The 16,461-nt window shown below is 63.4% G+C and carries 19 protein-coding genes; 13 read left to right on the top strand and 6 right to left on the bottom strand.

Going from position 1 to position 16,461, the window contains the following annotated elements; genetic code table 11:
- Positions 1-8: 8 nt before the first annotated feature.
- The 5 genes from Harman_RS11225 (at position 9) to Harman_RS11205 (ending at position 4,388) form a co-directional block, all read left to right on the top strand.
- Positions 9-1,487: a phytoene desaturase family protein gene (locus tag Harman_RS11225; protein ID WP_137683891.1), complete on the top strand. Its 1,479-nt coding sequence runs from the start codon at positions 9-11 to the stop codon at positions 1,485-1,487.
- 62 nt (positions 1,488-1,549) lie between these two features.
- A complete protein-coding gene (locus tag Harman_RS11220; protein ID WP_200830881.1) occupies positions 1,550-2,200 on the top strand; it encodes a DUF7095 family protein in 651 nt (216 codons plus the stop codon).
- Between the two features lie 348 nt (positions 2,201-2,548).
- Positions 2,549-3,346 (top strand): hypothetical protein, encoded by a 798-nt coding sequence (locus Harman_RS11215; RefSeq protein WP_137683890.1) that lies wholly within the window; start codon positions 2,549-2,551, stop codon positions 3,344-3,346.
- A gap of 39 nt (positions 3,347-3,385) precedes the next feature.
- Entirely contained in the window at positions 3,386-3,817 is a 432-nt protein-coding gene (locus tag Harman_RS11210) for a CopD family protein (RefSeq protein ID WP_137683889.1), read from the top strand.
- Positions 3,810-4,388: a hypothetical protein gene (locus Harman_RS11205; protein ID WP_137683888.1), complete on the top strand. Its 579-nt coding sequence runs from the start codon at positions 3,810-3,812 to the stop codon at positions 4,386-4,388. The genes Harman_RS11210 and Harman_RS11205 overlap by 8 nt, the downstream gene beginning before the upstream one ends.
- Here Harman_RS11205 and Harman_RS11200 read toward each other — a convergent pair.
- From Harman_RS11200 to Harman_RS11190, 3 genes are all read right to left on the bottom strand, one after another.
- A complete protein-coding gene (locus tag Harman_RS11200) occupies positions 4,366-5,112 on the bottom strand; it encodes a class I SAM-dependent methyltransferase (RefSeq protein WP_137684047.1) in 747 nt (248 codons plus the stop codon). The genes Harman_RS11205 and Harman_RS11200 overlap by 23 nt on opposite strands.
- A gap of 155 nt (positions 5,113-5,267) precedes the next feature.
- A complete protein-coding gene (locus Harman_RS11195) occupies positions 5,268-6,101 on the bottom strand; it encodes a deoxyribonuclease IV (protein WP_137683887.1) in 834 nt (277 codons plus the stop codon).
- 40 nt (positions 6,102-6,141) lie between these two features.
- On the bottom strand, positions 6,142-6,444 hold the full coding sequence (locus Harman_RS11190) for a hypothetical protein (RefSeq protein ID WP_137683886.1): 303 nt from the start codon (positions 6,442-6,444) through the stop codon (positions 6,142-6,144).
- 131 nt (positions 6,445-6,575) lie between these two features.
- Between Harman_RS11190 and Harman_RS11185 the strand changes: the two genes are divergently transcribed.
- Complete coding sequence (locus tag Harman_RS11185) at positions 6,576-6,830, top strand: hypothetical protein (protein ID WP_137683885.1); 255 nt, start codon at positions 6,576-6,578, stop codon at positions 6,828-6,830.
- A 38-nt stretch (positions 6,831-6,868) separates the two neighbouring features.
- Here the strand turns inward: Harman_RS11185 and Harman_RS11180 are convergent, their stop codons facing one another.
- Positions 6,869-7,663, bottom strand: coding sequence for a lipoate--protein ligase family protein (locus Harman_RS11180; RefSeq protein WP_137683884.1), 795 nt, complete (start codon positions 7,661-7,663; stop codon positions 6,869-6,871).
- A gap of 112 nt (positions 7,664-7,775) precedes the next feature.
- Complete coding sequence (locus Harman_RS11175) at positions 7,776-8,450, bottom strand: helix-turn-helix domain-containing protein (protein ID WP_137683883.1); 675 nt, start codon at positions 8,448-8,450, stop codon at positions 7,776-7,778.
- Between the two features lie 89 nt (positions 8,451-8,539).
- Between Harman_RS11175 and Harman_RS11170 the strand changes: the two genes are divergently transcribed.
- From Harman_RS11170 to Harman_RS11155, 4 genes are all read left to right on the top strand, one after another.
- Positions 8,540-10,177 (top strand): NADH-quinone oxidoreductase subunit D, encoded by a 1,638-nt coding sequence (locus Harman_RS11170; protein WP_137683882.1) that lies wholly within the window; start codon positions 8,540-8,542, stop codon positions 10,175-10,177.
- 62 nt (positions 10,178-10,239) lie between these two features.
- Positions 10,240-10,764, top strand: a complete 525-nt coding sequence (gene msrA / locus Harman_RS11165) for a peptide-methionine (S)-S-oxide reductase MsrA (protein ID WP_137683881.1) — start codon at positions 10,240-10,242, stop codon at positions 10,762-10,764.
- Positions 10,761-11,180, top strand: coding sequence for an acyl-CoA thioesterase (locus Harman_RS11160; protein ID WP_137683880.1), 420 nt, complete (start codon positions 10,761-10,763; stop codon positions 11,178-11,180). The genes msrA and Harman_RS11160 overlap by 4 nt, the downstream gene beginning before the upstream one ends.
- Positions 11,181-11,283: 103 nt before the next feature.
- Entirely contained in the window at positions 11,284-12,468 is a 1,185-nt protein-coding gene (locus Harman_RS11155) for an AI-2E family transporter (protein ID WP_137683879.1), read from the top strand.
- Between the two features lie 3 nt (positions 12,469-12,471).
- Here the strand turns inward: Harman_RS11155 and Harman_RS11150 are convergent, their stop codons facing one another.
- A complete protein-coding gene (locus tag Harman_RS11150) occupies positions 12,472-13,704 on the bottom strand; it encodes a DolP-mannose mannosyltransferase (protein WP_137683878.1) in 1,233 nt (410 codons plus the stop codon).
- Between the two features lie 833 nt (positions 13,705-14,537).
- Here Harman_RS11150 and Harman_RS11145 point away from each other — a divergent pair.
- The 3 genes from Harman_RS11145 (at position 14,538) to Harman_RS11140 (ending at position 16,386) form a co-directional block, all read left to right on the top strand.
- Positions 14,538-15,446: a serine/threonine-protein kinase RIO2 gene (locus Harman_RS11145; protein ID WP_137683877.1), complete on the top strand. Its 909-nt coding sequence runs from the start codon at positions 14,538-14,540 to the stop codon at positions 15,444-15,446.
- A 371-nt stretch (positions 15,447-15,817) separates the two neighbouring features.
- Positions 15,818-15,964 carry a hypothetical protein gene (locus Harman_RS21235; protein WP_160140681.1) on the top strand — a complete coding sequence of 49 codons (147 nt, stop codon included), beginning with the start codon at positions 15,818-15,820 and terminating at the stop codon, positions 15,962-15,964.
- Positions 15,964-16,386: a metal-dependent transcriptional regulator gene (locus Harman_RS11140; protein ID WP_137683876.1), complete on the top strand. Its 423-nt coding sequence runs from the start codon at positions 15,964-15,966 to the stop codon at positions 16,384-16,386. The genes Harman_RS21235 and Harman_RS11140 overlap by 1 nt, the downstream gene beginning before the upstream one ends.
- Positions 16,387-16,461 lie beyond the last annotated feature (75 nt).

The raw sequence follows: 16,461 nt of genomic DNA, 5'->3' as shown, positions 1-16,461 counted from the left end.
GGGCAGTCATGGAGACTGAGTCCGCAGACGTGGCCGTCATCGGCGGTGGCGTCGCGGGCATGAGCACGGCCGCGCGTCTGCAGGCGGACGGCTACTCGACGGTCGTGCTCGAACAGCACCACAACGTCGGCGGCTGTGCCGGCTACTACGAGCGGGCGGGGTTCCGGTTCGATGTCGGCGCGACGACGCTCGTCGATTTCGTGCCCGGCGGTGTCGGCGGCCAGTTGCTGTCGGCCGTCGGTTTCGAGCCGCCAGCGATAGCGATACAGGACGCCTACGATGTCTGTCTGCCGGACCGGACGGTGACGCTGTACCGCGACCACACCGACTGGGATGCCGAGCGGCGGGCGAAACTCGGCGACGACAAGCAGCATCTGGCGTTCTACGACTTCATCGACGACCTCTCGACGCGGCTCTGGCGACTCACTAGAAAAGACATCAAAATGCCGATACAGGGCGTGGGCGATATCGTTCGGAACGCCCGCGCGGTCGGTCTCCGGGACCTTCCGCTAGCCAGGTATCTCCGCTGGACGATGGCCGACGCGATGCGCGCCCACGACGTGTACGACGACCGCGCGCTGCGTGCAGTCGTCTCGATGCTCGTCGAGGATACGGTCCACGCCTCGCTGAACGAAGCACCGCTGTTGAACGCCGTCCTCGGCATGACAATCCACCGGACGGGGCTGGGCCGAGCGACCGGTGGAATGTACGGCTTCTGGGACTCCTTCGTCGACCAGTACACCGATATCAGTGGACGGGTCGAGACGGGCCGCACCGTCACCGGGGTGACCGGCAGCCACGGCGAGTTCCGGGTGAATTCCGCGGCGGGACCAGTCCACGCCGAGCAGGTCGTCAGCACTGTCCCGGTCCCCGTTACCAGAGACCTCGCGTCGACGGTCGTCGGCGACAGGCTCGACGACTACTGTTCGATGCTGCGAGCCCACGAGGGGAGCGCGCTCGTGCTGTTTCTCGGCGTGCCCGACACCGAGGTGGAGGGCCATGAGCGGACCCACCACCAGATTCTGCAGGCCTACGATGAGCCACTGGGCAACGGGAACAATATGTTCGTTTCCGTCTCCGCACCGGGTGACGACGTGAGCGCACCAGCAGGGCACCGGGCGGTCATGCTGTCCACTCACTGTGCAGTCGAACCGTGGCAAGACCTGGACAGGGCAGCCTACGAGGAACAGAAAGGGGCCGCTCGCGAGCAACTACTTGCGGGCGGCCGGACCGTCTATCCCGAACTCGGGACTGACCCGGTCGTCTCCGAGGTGGCGACGCCGGTCACCTACGAACAGTTCACGAACCGACCCCGCGGGGCAGTCGGGGGGTACAAGCAGACGCCGGCGAACGCGAACCAGGGCGCTGTGCCACAGGACGTGGGTATCGAGGGGTTCTACCTCGCCGGCGACACCACGTGGCCCGGACTGGGGACCGTCGCCTGTGTCAAAGGGAGCAAAGTCGCGGCGGACCACGTCCGGAGTTGATACTCACTGCATCGCGTGCGCGGAGAGTCAGCGTTTAGGCCGCTCGACTGATAGAGCGGGCAATGAGTATGGACCGTCCGGAGGCAGTCGAGCGGGTCGAGGAGATCGTCGCGACGGTCGAGGAAGAGACGATGCCGGTCCCGGTCCGCGAAGTGTGGGTGTACGGCGACGCCGCGCTCGGACTGGACCCGGTCGAACGGCTGGACGTGTACGTCACCAAGGACATCCTGTTCAAGGACGCCCCGGAGCGGGCCGAGGAGTTCCAGCGCAGTCACGGGGTCGACGGCGTCGGCAAGACCGTCCGCGCAGCGTGGGCCGACGAGTACCCCGAGTACATCCGCGCGAACGCTAACGGGCACGCCGCGCCAGAGAAATGCCTGGCCGCCCATCTCTTGAAGGACGACGAACCGGTCCACCTGGAGGTGTGCAATGCCTCCTTCGAGGACAACGTCACCCAGCGGCTCAAAGGGGCCAAGATGCGAAACGACTACGAGCAGATACTGGACCCGCGCGGGGCCTGCCTGTGGCTCGACGGCGAGCGGTCGCCCGACGCGTTCCAGAAGCTCCGGGACAACGAGTTCGTCTTCCCGACGCTGACCCAGTCGCTGTCGATGCTCGGCATGGACGAGACGGAGGCCGGCGACGCCGCCGACGCGGTCAAGCAGTACCGGGCACAGCAGGAAGGGGCGACGGTCCGTGGCGACGTAGTGTAGGCGGCCGCGGGCTTTGACAGGCCGATTTACTGCAGCCAGGGCGCGTCGGTCGTCGAGAACTGATGTCCGCAGGCAGGACATTCGACGCGTGACCCGCTCTCGCCGTCGTCGATAGCGGTGAACCGACGGCTCCAAGCCACGTGTCGGCACGCCGGACAGCGGCGGACAAGCGGTGGGATCATGATGGGCTGGGACCGATACTGGTCGTTCGTAGCCGCTCGCCCCGCAAGGGTCTATCGGCGGACACATCCCGCTGGCCGGGACCCGTCGGCCGCGACGCCCGCGACAACTACAATGTCGTTTTGAACGAACAGAAGGGATACACCCACACCGCGGGAAGGTGGTCGTATGAGACGAACGCGACGAGCGACCCTGGGACTGGTCGGTGGCGTGGCGATGGGAGCCCTGAGCGGCTGTCTTGCACCGGGCGGGACCGGCAGCGGCGACGGCGGCACGGAAACACGCACGCACCCGTCGCCCGGAACCGACCCCGACATCGAGACGAACGACGGGGAGACGGAGACGGCCACTGACGACAAAACGCCGACAGATACGCCGGGCGGGCTGCCCGACGACCTGGAGCGGGTCGATTCGCCGCCGTACGAAATCGAGGATATCGAATGCAATATCGACGACTCCGGGGAGGGGGACCGCGACCCGCTGTATCTCTGTGCGAACATGTCGGCCGAGCCGTCGCTGTCGTTCGAGCAAGTGTCGACGCGGGGGACGCTTGCCGACGAGGGGCTGGAGTTCGCCCCGGACAACAACGACGACCAGCTCTACGCGGCGCTACTGACGAGCGCCGACGACATCGAGCGGTTCGAGGACAGTGGGGACGCCTACCGCCTCGCCGCCGACACCGACTTCGGGAGCCACGCCGTCCTCGTCGTCCAGACCGGCTGGGGGTCCGGTTCGGTTCTCCCCCACCTGAAACGCATCGAGGAGACAGCGGCGGGCGTCCACGCGTTCGGCTGTTACACGCAGCCCTGCGTCTACACCGACGACTTCACCGCCCGGTCGACGGTTGCCAGGTTCGAGCGGCCCGATACCCTCGAAAGCGGCGTCGTCAGCCTGACTGTCGACCCCGAAACGCGGTACAACGTGGCGACTGGCGAGGGCGTCGTGACACTCGACCGGTCGGACTGACCCCGGTATTCTTTGCGGCCTGCCGGTGAACCGACAGCTATGGCAGCCCTCCCGATTCGGACCCTCCACGTGCTTGCGATGGCGGTCCTCGTCGGCGGCACGACCGTTCTTTGGTACAGCTATCGGAGCGGCGCTATCGCCTCGCTCGCGCCCGCAAAACAGTTCGAGTGGCTGTTCTGGGGCGGCGTCGGTGTGCTCGTGTTCACCGGCGTCGGCAACCTCGGCGCGCTCGGGCCACCGGGTCCCGGAACCGACTGGGGACAGACCCTGCTCGTGAAACTTCTCATCGTCGTTGCCCTCGTCGGCGGATCGGTCGTGCGCACGCTCCTCCTCGTGCAGGCCAGCGACCGCGAAGGCACGTCCGTCGACCTGTCCCCCGCTCTGCGGCGAACGCTTTCGCGGGCCTACGGCGCGACGGCGGCCGTCCTCCTGGGTATCGTCATCCTCGCGGAGGTCCTCGCACATGGCTGAAGACCGGCATGAGCGGATGACCGAAAGCGAGACAATGACCGAGCCAACGCGCGACGCGGAACGGGTCGAGACGCGACCGGTCTCGCTCGTGACGTGGACGCTCGCGACGTTCGACACCGCCCTGTTCGTCCTACTCGGCGTCCTCGCCGCCCACGCGAGCGGCGGCCTCGCCGACCTGCTCGCCGGACTGAACACGCTCGTCGGTGTCGCCGTCTTCTGTTATCTCTGGGCGCTGTTCGTTCTCGCGGTCCGCTGGGTTCACGGCCGGGTGTCGCTCGATTCGGCCGGAGTCAGCACGCTCGCGCTCCACGGGACCGCTGCCGGGAGTGTCGCGGGCGTCGCGTTCCTGCTGGGACTGTTCGCAGTGGCGCTCGTGCCGACACTCCAGAGCGGCGGGGTCCGACTGCAGGCAGTGCTGCTGGTGCTTCTCATCGGGGTCGGTGTGGCCGCTGTCGTCGGCGGCGTCGTCGGACTGCTCGTTAGCCTGCTGGACATCGCAATGTACGGACTCGCGGGCTATCTGCTCCCCGAAGCCGGGCACGAGCGCGTCACGGAACCGCCCCGACAGTGACGAAGAACGGGACCGTCTCGCGGCGTTCGTACGACTCGTCCTGCATCTGCTCGATTACGTCCCGGCCCATCGACCGCCAGCGCTCCCGGAGCGCGTCATACTCGTCTAGCGTCGTCTCGCCGTTGAGAATCGTGTCGCGGTCGTGGGCCAGCCCGGACCCAGTGGCTTTCCGCTGGGCCGCTTGCATCGCCGCGTCGTCGTAGGGCGGCTCGATGCGCTGTTCCTGGTCGTATTGCGTCGTCGAGACGACGGCCAGCCCCGCGTCGCGGAACACGTCAGCGGCGTCGCTGCCGAGGGTGACATCCGTCCGGACGCCATCGAGGAACAGCCGGCGGGCGCGGCGTGCCAGCACCGGCTCAGCGTCGACGGTCGACTCGACGGTGACGGCGGCGTTGTTCGGCTCGATAGCGGCCACCCGGTCGGTGGCGACGCGGGCGAACTCCCGGACCGCGTCCTCGGGATCGGGCAGATTGATGAGTAGCGCCTGACACACCACGAGGTCGAAGCTGTCGTCGGTAAACGGGAGCCGTGTCGCGTCCCCGCAGACGGTCGGGTCGCCGGCGGCGGAAAGCAGGTCCGTATCGGCGTCAAGTCCGACGACCGTTCCGTCGGTCTCCTCGCGGAGGACGCGGGTCAATTCGCCGGTCCCACAGCCCACATCGAGGACGCGCTCGCACTCGTCCAGTTGGAGGTCCGAAAGCGCCTCGCGGGAGTCACCCCACATCCCTCGGCGAGTGGTTTCGAGGTAGTCGGCGGAGAACCTGCGCACAGGTGTTCAGTGTCGAGTCGCCCCCAAAAATACCGCGGTCGAACGCGCTCGCTCACCGTTTGGCAGGATGTACCATCGAGAACTCGGACAGTCTAGTTCGGTGGTGGCTACTACTCGCCGCGGAGTTCCTTGACGCGCTCGATGTTCCAGGCGAAGCTCTTGCCGTCCTCGGTCGGTGTTTCGAGTACCAGCGGCACGTCGCGGATAGCGTCGTGGTTGACGAACGCCCGCATGCCGTCCTCGCCGATGTGGCCCTCGCCGATGTGGGCGTGTTCGTCCTTGTTCGTCCCGCACTCGTGTTTCGAATCGTTGAGGTGGACACAGGCCAGGTCCTCGAAGCCGACGACCTCGTCGAACGCTGCGAGCGTCTCGTCGACGGCCTCGGGCGTCGAGAGGTCGTAACCCGCGGCGAACATGTGGGCCGTGTCGAGACAGAACTCGATGTCTTGGTCGGTGCGCTCCCGGACCGTCGCCAAGTGCTCGAACTGGCCGCCGAGCTTCGTCCCACTCCCGGCGTCGGACTCGACCAGCACGGTGACGCCCTCGGGGATGTCAAGGTCGTCCAGAACGCCAGCCGCGTTGTCCAGGCCGCCGTCGACGCCCGCGCCGGTGTGGGCCCCGAGATGAACGTTGACGTACTCGATGCCGAGCTTCGCGGCGGCGTCGACCTCCTTTTGCATGGAGTCCAGCGACTTCTCACGGAGGTCGTCTTTGGGCGTACAGAGGTTCACCAGGTACGACGAGTGGATGACCCACGGCCCAACGTCGTGTTCGTCGGTGAGAACGCGGAACTGCGCAGCCTCGTCGTCGTCGATGTTGGGGTCCTGCCAGACCTGCGGCGAATGGGAGAAGATCTGCCCGCAGTTGCCGCTGTACTCGACTTGCTCTTCGACGGCGTTGTAGACGCCGCCGGCGATAGAGGTGTGTGCGCCGACTCGTACCATGCACACGGGTGGGGGGTGACCGACAAAAGAGGTTCCGGAGTCAGACCCACTCGCGAGCGGGCGGGATGATGCGGAGGCTCGATAGCGCGAGATACGCACCATAGGCGATGAGTACGACGCCGACAACCGATGGCAGCGGTGACAGCGCAAAGAACAGCGACGTACCCGCTGCGATGAGAAAAACGCCGATACCGACCAGCATGAGCGTGCCGAGCGCGCCAAGCACCGCGTCTTCGGTTGCTACCCGGACAATCGCATACAGTTCGTCCTCTGAGAGCTGTGCGACACTGCCGTCCGTCGCCGGACCGCTGGAGGGGTCCTCATCAGCGGGGGATGAGACCATATCATCACTGGGTCGAGCCGCCACAAAACAGTGGCGTCGTTTCAGACACAGGTTCATCCCACCCAACCGTTTCGGGCACAGCTAATATGTCACCCACCCAAGACACACCGCATGGCCCGAGGCGCGAGTCCATGAGTGAGTCCCAGTCGGCTGCGGAACAGCGCCCCGACGGCGTCGACCCGGCCACGCTGCTTGACGACGACCACCCGGCCGTCGTCCGTGTCGAAGACGGCACGTACTACCGGACGGTTCGCCGAAAAGCTTACGTCGCCGATCTGCGCGACGAGTTCGCCTTCACCTCCGACGTGACCGAGCGGACGCTGGCCGCCTTCGACCGGGAGGGCATCGACACGCCCGTGGAACCGCCGATTGCCCTCTCAGAGTAGCGAGCGAGCCGGGCCGCATACTGCGGTATAGAATCCAGTTACGGCGACCGACGGACCCACTCGTCGGCGGCATATTTCTCGTTCGCGTGTTCGCGTGCGCGAGCCAGTTCGTCGTCCGACCACTCGCCCGCGTCGGCGTCGACCCACTCTGCCAGCGTCGAGCGCAGCGTTTCGACGACTTCGTCGCGGTCGATGTCGGCATACTCGTCTATCGCCCCGACGCGCTCGGTGAACCGTTCGACATCGGGGTCGGCGATGAAACAGCCCCAATGGCGCTCCGGGCGTAGCGAAACGGAGACGGAGCCGTGCTGGATGACGGCGTCTTTCTGGCGGTACTGGGCGTTCCCGCTGAGTTTGCGGCCGTCCGGCCCGACGATGTCGTGGGCCGGATGGAGTTGCCGCAGGTAACAGGCCGGCTGGTGGACCGCCTCGCGCTCGTCGTCAGCGAACGACGCGTCGACGCCCATGCGCTCGAACGCCGCCAGAACCGGCTCGCAGAACTGTTCGTAACACGCCATCAGGTCGCCCGGCACGGCCTCGGCCGGCGCGATGATACCGTAGGAGATGTCAGCCACGCTGTCGTGATATATCGCCCCGCCGCCGGTGGGTCGGCGCGTCACCCCGATGTCCTCGCGGTCGCAGAACGCCCAGTCGATAGTGTCGGGGTCCTGTCCGTAGCCAAGCGACAGCGTGTCGGGCCAAGTGTACACCCGCACCGTCGCCGGACCGCCCGCGGCGACGGTTTCGGCGGCCGCCGCTTCCAGCCCCATCGTCATCGGCCCGGGCCGCGTTTCCTCGCCGATGACGCGCCACTCCAGGTCGGCCAGTGACATACCCGACCTTGGTGAGGCGATACGATATGAATTGCGGGCTCGCGTCGCTGGTCAGTCCCGGGTACGTTTTGATTCGAATACAAATGGTTCCCCTGTCCTGACACAGCAGACCCTACACCGACGAGTTCCGCTGTTCGAGCAGGTCAGCCATCACGCGAGCCTCGGCCTTCCGGAGGTGCTGGGCGGCAGTCCCGGGCGCACAGCCGAGTTCGTCGGCGACTTCGTCGACGCTACCCTCGCGGGGGTCGCCGTAGTAACCACAGTCGACGGCAGCGGCGACGGCCTCGAACTGACGGTCAGTGAGCGCCGCCCCGGTATCGAGCCGCCGGCTGTCGTACTCGCCGACCTCGCGAACGTCGACGGAGACGCTATCTGGCACTGTCTCGACGGCCTGCTGGACCGTCCCGCCGGGACCGACCAGCGTGAGTTCGGCCGTGCCGTCGGCGCGGTAGGCGACCGGCGAGACGATGACCAGGCCGACTCGTGTGAACGCGTCGATGAGGTCCGTGTCGGCGTCGGTCGGCCGGCCGCGTACGTACAGGTAAAAGGAGTCGTCGGGACAGGGTGAGATGGCGTACTCCTGAACCCTCGGGGCGTGGTCCAGGGCCTCCCGGTACGGTTCGACCGGCCAGCCGTCGACGTGAAAGAGCAGGGTCTGGACCGCGGCACCCATGTCGTTCCACCGGAGGAGATAGCTCGCCTCGTAGCCGTCGTGGTCCATCACGAACTGGTGCATCGGGTGGCGTATTTCGGGACCCATCCACAGCGAGAGCGTGACGTATTTCACACCGGACAGTTCCAGTCGGTTTTTTAAAATAACCTCGGCCGTGAGGGGATAAGTCGAGGAACGCGGACGGCGAACGCGCGGCCACGGAGATGGCCCGGACAGTCTACCGCACCGACGACATCCATCCGCTCGTCGAACCGATTGCCGACCACGTCCTCACAACGGACAGCCACGAGAACGCCCCGGCCGTCGTTATCCGCGCGGACGAGGTACAGGCAGTCCTCTCGACGCTCCGGAGTGAGGCCGGGCTGGACCACTGTGCCTGCGTCACGGCTCAGGAGTACGCCGACCGCTTCGAGACCATCTATCACCTGCGGCGCTACGCCGACCCGACACAGGAACTCTCTGTCGTCGTTCCGACACCCAGAGACGCACCGAGCAGCGAGTCGGCCGCACCGGTGTACCCGACCGCGGCGTGGCACGAGCGGGAGGCCTACGACTTGGTCGGTATCGAGTACGAGGACCACCCGGATCTGCGGCGCATTCTCCTGCCCGAGACGTGGCAGGGCCACCCGCTGAGCCGGGACTACAATCAGGACCAGCCACAGATCGTCTCCTTCCGCGAACACGAGCGACTACTCGAAGACCACCGTGAGGGACCGGAGACGATGCACCTCAACATGGGGCCACACCACCCCTCGACCCACGGGGTCCTCCACCTGAACGTCCGACTGGACGGCGAGCAGGTGGCAGCCGTCGACCCCGACATCGGCTACATCCACCGGTGTGAGGAGCAGATGTGCCAGCAAGGAACCTACCGCCACCAGATAATGCCCTACCCGGACCGCTGGGACTGGGGTGGGGCCGGGCTGCTGAACGAGTGGGCCTACGCCCGCGCGGCCGAGGACCTCGCCGGCATCGAGGTGCCCGAATACGCGCAGGTCATCCGGACGATGGGCGGCGAGCTATCGCGCATCCTCTCGCATATGCTCGCAGTCGCGACCTATGCCCTGGACGTGGTCGGCGAGTTCACCGCGACCTTCCAGTGGGGGGTTCGGGACCGCGAACTGGTCCAGGACATCCTCGAAGACCTCACCGGCCAGCGGCTGATGTTCAACTATCTGCGGCTGGGCGGGGTCGCCTGGGACCTGCCCGACCCGCGGGCGGCGTTCTTCGAGAAGATACGCTCGTTCCTCGACGACCTCCCCCACAAGCTCGCCGAGTACCACGACATGCTGACCAGCAACGAAATCCTCCAGCTCCGGACGGTCGACACGGGTCACCTCTCGGCCGAGACTGCGAAGGCCTACGGCTGTACCGGCCCGGTTGCACGGGCCTCCGGCGTCGACTACGACCTCCGCCGGGACGACTCCTACGGCTACTACGACGAACTCGACTGGTCGGTCGTCACTGAGCGGGACGGCGACAACTTCGCTCGCCTGCTCGTGCGCCTGCGCGAGGTAGAGGAATCCGCGAAAATTATCGGTCAGTGCGTCGACCTGCTGGAGGACTGGCCCGAGGACGACCGCGAAATTCAGGCCAACGTCCCCCGCACCCTTCGGCCCGACCCCGACGCCGAAATCTATCGCGCCGTTGAGGCCGCGAAAGGCGAACTCGGCATTTACATCCGCTCGGACGGAACAGACTCCCCCGCGCGGTTCAAGATCCGCGGTCCCTCCTTCTCGCACGTCCAGGCACTTTCGGAGATGGTCCGCGGCGAGTTCGTCCCCGACCTTGTGGCGACGTTGGGGAGTCTCGACACCATCATGGGTGAGGTCGACCGGTAGCCGTTCCCGCTCGGACCGGACACAGCCAGTGAGTTTTGTACGCCGGGCACGTACGTCCGGTGATGACCGAACAAGCGACACTCGCGGGCGGCTGTTTCTGGTGTACGGAATCGGTGTTCAAGCAGGTCGATGGCGTGACCGAGGTCGTTTCTGGCTACGCCGGCGGCCACGTCGCCGACCCCAGCTACGAGGCGGTCTGCCGCGAGGAGACGGGCCACGCCGAGTGCGTCCAGCTCACCTACGACCCCGACGTGGTGAGCTACGAGGACCTGCTTGCCGTCTTCTTCACGACGCACAACCCGACGACGAAGGACCGCCAGGGCAACGACGTGGGGACCCAGTACCGCTCGGCCGTGTTCTACCACGACGAGAGCCAGCGCGAGACCGTTGAGGCACTCATCGAGGAGATCCAGCCCGGCTACGACAGCGACATCGTCACCGAAGTCGAGCCACTGGAGACGTTCTATCCCGCCGAGGAGTATCATCAGGACTACTTCGAGAAGAACCCGAACCAGAGCTACTGCCAGCTGACCATCCCGCCGAAGATCGAGAAGCTCAAACAGAAACATGCGGAGCTGCTGGCATGAGCTTCGAGTACACGACCGAGGTCGAAGTCCGGTACACGGATATCGACACGTACGGCCACGTCAACAACGCGACGTACGCGACCTACTTCGAGGAGGCCCGCATCGACTACTTAGAGGACGTTGTCGGCAGCGACGACGCGTTGCTCTCGGGCAGTGAGTCCGGCACCGGTATCGTCATCGCCAATCTGGAGGTCGACTACCTCCAGCCGGTCCAGATCAGCGATACCGTAGCCGTCGCCGTCCGGGTCCCACGCCTGGGCGAGAAGAGCTTCCCCTTCGAGTACGAGGTTCGGACCGACGACGGCGTGGCCGCGACCGGGGAGACGACCGTCGTCACCTACGACCGCGACACGGAGTCCTCGCGCTCCATTCCCGAAGACTGGCGGAAGAAGATTGCGCAGTTCGAAGGGCTGTAACCGTCGCAGATAGCACGGAAGCGCTCCGTACTGCCCGTCCGCTGGGAAATCATCGTCCCGACCGGTGGTTTTATTTTTTATCCATATGTTGTGTTGAAAACATATGGAATACAGTACCGACCTCGGACGGCGCGCCCTCCTTGCCCTCGCGGGCGTGGTACTCCTCATCATGGTCGGGCTCGTCCTGTCCCAGTTCCTCCCGACGCTCGTGTTTACCGTCTTCCTGTACTACGCCAGCCGACCGATCTATCGGCGGCTCGGGAAGCTCCCGTTGCCCGAGTCGTTCCTGAAGCGGCCCGTACCCTACCAGAAACAGATCCACGCGGCCGCGACGATTTTCTTCTTTCTCTTGCCGTTCGTGGTGCTAGTCAGCTATACGGTATTCCTCGTTATCCCCGAGTTACAGGCGTTTTTCGGCGAAGGCGGCCTGGCCTCGACGTACCTCTCTCAGTTTCAGGCGCTTCAGGGCGGATCGCTGCCGGGACCACTGGCCGACATCGGCCTCAGCGAGTTGCTGACGATGGGGCCGGCCGAGTTGATCGATGTGTTGCAAAACGCGACAGTCCAGTCGTGGCTGGGACGCGTCTCAGATACACTCTTCGGCTCACTGAGTCTGCTGACATCACTGCTGCTTCGCGTGTTCATCATGCTCGCCGGCACGTACTACCTGCTTACCGACGGGCCGCGGCTCGTCGGCTGGTTCCTTGACACCTTCGACGGATCGGGTATTCTCCGCGAGTTCGCGGCGGTCGTCGACGACGAACTCTCCTCGATCCTGTTCGGGAACATCCTGAACGCGCTCGTGACGGGCGTCATCGGGATTTTCGTGTTCACGCTGTACAATCTGATCGCTCCCGGCTCGGTACAGATCCCGTTTGCGCCGCTCGTCGGCGCGCTGACCGGTATCGGCAGCCTCATTCCCGTCGTCGGAATGAAAATCGTGTACCTCCCCGTCGCTGCACTGCTTGCGGTCTCCGCTATCGTCACGGGACAGACGGCCGCCCTCGCCTGGGTCGCTCTCTTCCTCGTCGTCACGCTGGTCGTCGTCGATACGATCCCGGATTTCCTGATCCGACCGTACGTCAGCGGTGACCTGACCCACGTCGGCCTGTTGATGTTCGCGTACATCCTCGGGCCGATCGCGTTTGGCTTCTACGGCATCTTCCTGGGTCCGATCTTGCTGGTGTTGATTGCCCAGTTCTTCTACATCATCGTTCCATACATCATTACGGGCTCAGTAGACACGACACAAACGTCGCTCTCCGACTACGACTCCACGGAGTCCTAAGCGCTACCCGCCAGCGAGCCGGGCTCTAGCGGTTCCGAAGTCGACACAGCGACTCTCGGTTGTCGAGCCGATACTGTCGAGCCATCGTAATTCCATCACCGAAAGCCGGTAGTGACACGTCGAGGGCTCTATCTGTTGCCAGTAGAGATACCGGACATCGGGGACTGGCTCGGCCTCGTCGTAGGCCTGCGGGAGGTCGTGAGTTTCGAGGTCCGACATCGGCACAGGTCCCGGCGTGTCGACAGGTGTGAAGATAGCGCCGACGCTGCCGAGGAACACGACGTTCACGACGAGAACGAGTGCGAGTGCGCTCCCGAGAAACTGCTTCCGTCGCCGATCACGAAGCGCTGCTGCGGCGATACCGATACCGATTGCGACGAAGGGGAGTCCCGGAATAAGGTCAGTGTAGCCGCCGGTCTCGAAATCGACGAAAAATATGAGAAACGCGAACCACGCGGCACCGACCGGGATCCACCAGTCGGTTCGCCCGACAACGCCGTCGCTGCTCCTGAACCAACATCGGGCGGTGTGAGCGAGGCCGAGTCCGCCGAGCAAAACGAACGGCGACGCCCACTTGAAGTGAACGACGCCGGCGACAAGTCGAGCAAACAACGAGGTGTATTCATCCGTTGTTAGCGGCACGAGGAGCACCTGAACGGCCATTTCCAGGGCTGAGTGCCAGACGAAAAAGACCGGCATCAACATGACGACGGTAAACCCAAGCCCGCCAGCGACTACACGCTCAAGCGCCCGCATATCGCGCTGCTGGATCGCCAGACCGACCACTAGCAGTGGGAAAATAACCCCGGCTTGCCAGTATCCCACGCTGGCTGCCGCAGCCACGCCGCTCAGTGCCGGGTACCCGCGCGTGTACAGATAGATCGCCAGTAAGCCACAGAGAACGAGTAGATATTTCGCTTTGAATCCATACGCCGGCCGGACGGCGAATCCCGGTAACAGGAACAACGAGAGGCCGGCCAGTGCCGCAGCGGTATCGTCACCAGTGATGTCGTAGACGAGTATCACGACGAGTCCAACGATTGCACACACCGACCCGATCATCAGCAACACGCTGAGCAGATGGAGGAGATACATATCACCGCCAGACAACATTGCCAGCAGCCCGGTCGTCTCGTAGGACAGCGGGAACTTCGGTTCCCAGGCATCGACGTACAGCCGACCACCCTGTGTCACATACCAGCCGATGTGTTGGAAGATACCAGCATCCGGTGCCATCGGAGGCCGAGAGAAATTGAGTGTAATTGTCAGAAAAAAGTAAATTTCAGTGCCGACAGCGAACAAAACCGGAAATGCAAGCCGTCGGTCGCGGGGATGGAGAGCAAGCGAGCGAAGCGAATCTTTGAGCCGGTCTCTGTTTCGTCTGCTCACGTACCCCGCTTAGACACAGGGGGCCAAAAGTAGAGAGTAGTTTAGAACAGAGTCGGTATCTGAAGTGAAATGATGCTCCCATTACATATACAGCCAGTCTAGTTAGGAATGTATTTTCAAACTGATGTGTAGCTTACCGTCTTGTTCGGATATGTCACCTCGACGGTCGTAGATAGACCCGTTCCCACGGTGACTCAATCGGGCTTTAAGCGACAGAAGTGACAGTACAGCAATAATATACAGGCAATAATATCACTACAGAAATGTGTGAATATGTGGGTGAAAGTATTCCTTACTCCGTAAAATATCGGCCTAGAACCGGTTTCGGCTGCCGAGCATCAACAAATAGTTGTTCTTTTGATTAATTGCATAACTAACAAAAATTCAGTATTCTTGAAGTCACGATCGTCCGGACCATCTCGAAATCGCGTCCCGCTGTCGTCCGCTCACTACCGCGCCACCAGCCACGTGTTCGCATCAGTATAGATCGTCCGTACACAGACCAAAGATCGAACTATTCCACCGGTCGGCCGATTTGAACACGGTCGGGTCGCCCACAATCCAACGGTAACTTGATTAGCCTGCTATCGAGATTCGGATTTAGTATAGTTATTATTGGTTTATACCACTGTCCAGCGAACGCGTCGGCCTTTTACGAGTCGGCCGAGTACAGGGACCTAATGGTCCAGAACGTGGCTTCAGTGATGGCAGAGCTGGAACCCGAGGATTTCCATCTGCTCTCCGGCGTCGAACAGGGAATGCGGTTCTCGGAGTACGTCGCCCGCGAGAAGTTGACCGAGTTCTCCCGGTTGACGACGGAGGATGTCGACTACCGACTCGACCGCTGTGCGGACCGGGGGCTGGTCGAACGCAAGACCATCCAGTACGAAGGCTTCAAACTCACCTTCGAGGGGTACGACACGCTCGCGTTGCATACGTTTGCCGAGCGCGACACCATCGACGGCGTTGGGTCGCCGCTTGGCGTGGGCAAGGAGAGCGACGTGTACGAGGCCCATTCGTACAAACCCGTGGCTCTGAAGTACCACCGCGAGGGGTACACCAACTTCCGCGAAGTGATGAAAGAGCGGGAGTACACCGCCGACCGCGACCACGTTTCGTGGCTCTACACCGCCCGAAAGGCCGCAGAGCGTGAGTACGACGCCCTCGAAACGCTGTATCCGGACGTATCGGTCCCCCAGCCCATCGATACGAACCGCCACGCGATTGTCATGGAGAAGATCGATGGCGTCGAACTCTCCCGGACGAGACTCGAATCGGAGCAGGTGCTGCCGATTCTGGACCTGGTTCTTGAGGAGATGCAGACGGCCTACCGCGAGGGGTACGTCCACGCGGACATGAGCGAGTACAACGTCTTCGTCACAAACGAGGGCGTCGTCGTCTTCGACTGGCCCCAGGCCGTCCCGACCGATCACGAAAACGCGCGTGAGTTGTTAACGCGTGACGTGGAGAACATCGTGAGCTACTTCGAGCGGAAATATCCACAGGAAATCAGGGATGTCGACAGACGGGCCGTCGCCGAACAACTGGCGACCGACTCGTTTGAGTCTATTACCGAGTTTACCGAATAGCGACGTTTTAGCCGCGTAGCACTCTCGTTTGGTCGGTCATTCATGAGCCGGAGCTATTCCAAGCGCTGTCTAAATAAATTATATATCGCTATATCAAATTGATCATGCTGACTGACGGCAGGTTCAAAGGGAGATAGCGGAGACGATTGTTCTCCCGACAGCCAGTTCGTGTGTCGTGGGACAGATCTGCTTGCCAGGCGGCAGTTCCGTGGTTCCTGAGTTGTCCCCATAGAATTGATTAGGGCACCCTAAAAACCGTAGACGTTATATATTGTTAGGCGGGCCTAAATCATATGGAAGATACCGATACCGAATACGGGAGCCGAAGGCGATGATCTCTGACAGCGATACCGAAGCGCCGGGAGAAACAGATGGGTAAACGCCCGCAGCGTGTGCGCGCTCGGCTGTGGGCGTGGGCCTACGCAGTGGTCTTCGAGCCCGGTGAGGGAGCGACCGGGGAGTCGACAAACGGCAAACCCGCAGCGAGCGGCGGGGGCGGGACGAACTCACCGGAGTAATGAGTACAGCGCCGGAGTACCTGCTGGCGATCTATATCGCCCAGCATCGGGACGAACCGCCCGTCGCACCGGGTGAGCTGGGAGAGATGCTTGACCGGTCGCCCGCGGCGGTGACGGAGATGTGTCAGCGACTCGCGGAGGAGAATCTCGTCTCCTATGAGCCCTACGACGGGGTGACACTGACCGAGTCGGGACGTGAGGAAGCCGCGGAGTTACACGAAACGTACGTGACCGTCTCGTGGTTTTTCCGGGGCGTACTGGATCTCGACGACCACGAGACGGAGGCGATGGAACTGGCGGGCCTGGTCAGTCCGATGGTCGCCGAGCGACTGGCGGCGACGCTCCCCTGTGATGGCGAAGGAGAGCGCACTCGGGAGGTTGGAGACTCAGGGTCGTCGCCCTCGGACGAAGAGACCCCTTGATTGAACCGCCACAGATGAAATGATACTGCGGCGTATGGATGGAACAGTCATGACATGGAAAAGATGGCCGAGTAC

The sequence above is a fragment of the Haloarcula mannanilytica genome, assembly GCF_005406125.1.
GTDB lineage: Archaea > Halobacteriota > Halobacteria > Halobacteriales > Haloarculaceae > Haloarcula > Haloarcula mannanilytica.
This window is presented reverse-complemented; position numbering and strand designations above follow the sequence as displayed.